The sequence below is a fragment of the Mycetohabitans endofungorum genome (assembly GCF_002927045.1).
Taxonomy (GTDB): Bacteria; Pseudomonadota; Gammaproteobacteria; order Burkholderiales; family Burkholderiaceae; genus Mycetohabitans; species Mycetohabitans endofungorum.
The window spans coordinates 1-1,836 of sequence record NZ_PRDW01000053.1; the positions used below are offsets into that span (position 1 = coordinate 1).

The window sequence follows — 1,836 nt, forward strand, 5'->3', positions numbered from 1 at the left end:
GACAGCTTCTTTGCGCTGGGGGGACACTCGCTGCTGGCCATGCGCCTAATCAATCGTGTACGCACAGCGTTAGGGGTTGACCTTGCTATTCGCACGCTGTTTGAGGCGCCCACCCTCGCAGGCTTAGCACGCCATTTAGTTAAGCGTGACGGGATTCAAGAAAACTCGTTTTCCGTTCTGCTTCCGCTTAAGCCCACAGGCAGCTGTCCTGCTCTTTTCTGTATTCATCCCGGATTTGGTTTGAGCTGGAGCTATATGGGTCTGTCCAATTACCTTCACCCCGATCAGCCCCTGTATGGCTTGCAGGCTCGCGGGTTCGATGGAACAAGCTCGCTTGCGTCTACTGTTGACGAGATGGTGTCAGACTATCTTGAACAAATGCGCCGTGTTCAGCCCAAAGGGCCTTACTGCCTCTTAGGATGGAGCCTCGGCGGCAATGTGGCGCATAGCATGGCTGTTCGACTCGAACACCAGGGCGAAAAAGTGGCGTTGCTGGTGTTACTAGATAGTACCCCTCTTGCGGGCAAAGCTTTTGAAGAGCAAGAAAATCAACTTGATCAGGCGATGGTTAGAGATGTGTTCGCCCACCACTATGGCAATGAGTTAGTGTCGGCGATGGATGAGCATTTATTGGAAAACGCCGAGAAAATTGCGAAGAATAATTCTCGTATCGTAAGAGATTATTCTTTACCGCAGTATGGCGGTGATGCGCTATTGTTTCGAGCCACGGTAGCAGAGGCGGGATTTGAAACGCTAGTCACGCCTGATGCGTGGAACCCTTATGTGCGCGGGAATATCGAAGTTTGCAATGTTCACTGCAGTCATGGAGAAATGCTCAAGCCGGAATCGACGGCCCTCATTGGTCCTATTCTGGCCCGCAAGCTAAATTGAGGCTATCCCCAAATCAGGGCCGTTCTAAAGTGGAAATTTCCGGCTCTTCGGGGTGGGCCGAATCGGCCCGGGGCCTGCACTGACGGGCGAATTCGGCGGGCGTCATCCACTGCAGTACAGAGTGGGAACGCACCTCATTATAGTACTGGCGCCAAGTCTCGATTTTGCGCTTGGCGTCTTCGAGCGATAAGAACCAATGCGCGTTTAGGCATTCCTCACGCAAGCGCCCGTTGAACGACTCGTTCTTCGCGTTATCAGTTGGCTTGCCAGGGCGAGAGAGCCCGACTTAAGACGCAATGTGTCCAGGTCGCACTGCACTAACCACTGCGTGGGCAAATGCAGGGTTAAAATTTTCGGATGCGTGAGGAACTGCCTGAAGACCGTATCATGCGGAGTCATCGTCGATGAGCGTTTCATGCAGAATGCTAACATGGTGGCCTGCGCGAGAAACTTAGCCGCAGTCAGCTCCTGCAATTCATGGCCCAGCATGGCGCTTTACTGCGCGCCACGAGGAATGGTTGTTGATCGAGTGGCCCAACGCACAGCCTGGGCCGAACACGTACTAGCCTTCAATATTGCCCGAAGGCACCCATTGGCAGGTCTGTTTCACGTGCCACAATGCGCTGGCGCATTGAGCGCGACTACCAGGACCTCAAGCAGCGGTTCGGCCTCAGGCCCTTCGGAGAATGAGGATGGCGCGGGGCTCATGCTGTGCATGGCTGCCTATGTATTTCTTGTTGCCCAACGCCTCATTCAAGAAGACAGTAAAAAAACGCTGACATCCGCAGCCCGCCTGCCTCACCTGCGCACTACGTGCCGCGCGGCTGCTTAGCGCGCACAGCGACACGTGCCTGATTCGATCGCTGCGCTGGCGCATCGCTGTACTATGTCGGTTCATAATCCCAGTTCGGTGGCAATGATGTTGCGTTGAATATCGGATGTCCC

Annotated in this window: 2 protein-coding genes and 2 pseudogenes; 2 read left to right on the forward strand and 2 right to left on the reverse strand. The window is 54.5% G+C overall.

All coding sequences use genetic code 11. The features are described from left to right. A partial coding sequence (locus tag B0O95_RS15105; protein WP_146064127.1) for an alpha/beta fold hydrolase occupies window positions 1-891 on the forward strand: 891 nt, incomplete at its 5' end. A gap of 13 nt (window positions 892-904) precedes the next feature. Here the strand turns inward: B0O95_RS15105 and B0O95_RS15110 are convergent. Both B0O95_RS15110 and B0O95_RS16835 read right to left on the reverse strand, forming a co-directional pair. Beyond that, window positions 905-1,168 (reverse strand): annotated as a pseudogene (locus B0O95_RS15110) (integrase core domain-containing protein); the annotation flags it as partial. Then, entirely contained in the window at window positions 1,096-1,380 is a 285-nt protein-coding gene (locus B0O95_RS16835) for an Rpn family recombination-promoting nuclease/putative transposase (protein WP_332908577.1), read from the reverse strand. The pseudogene B0O95_RS15110 and the gene B0O95_RS16835, both read right to left, overlap by 73 nt. On the opposite strand from B0O95_RS16835, the pseudogene B0O95_RS16840 reads away from it, so the two are divergent. After that, window positions 1,362-1,746: pseudogene (locus B0O95_RS16840) on the forward strand (IS701 family transposase); the annotation flags it as partial. The gene B0O95_RS16835 and the pseudogene B0O95_RS16840 sit on opposite strands and share 19 nt — an antisense overlap. Between the last annotated feature and the right edge of the window lie 90 nt (window positions 1,747-1,836).

Bases quoted from the DNA above. Each gene is read 5' to 3' on its own strand.
- B0O95_RS16835 (WP_332908577.1), bottom strand. From the start codon at position 1,380: ATGCTGGGCCATGAATTGCAGGAGCTGACTGCGGCTAAGTTTCTCGCG.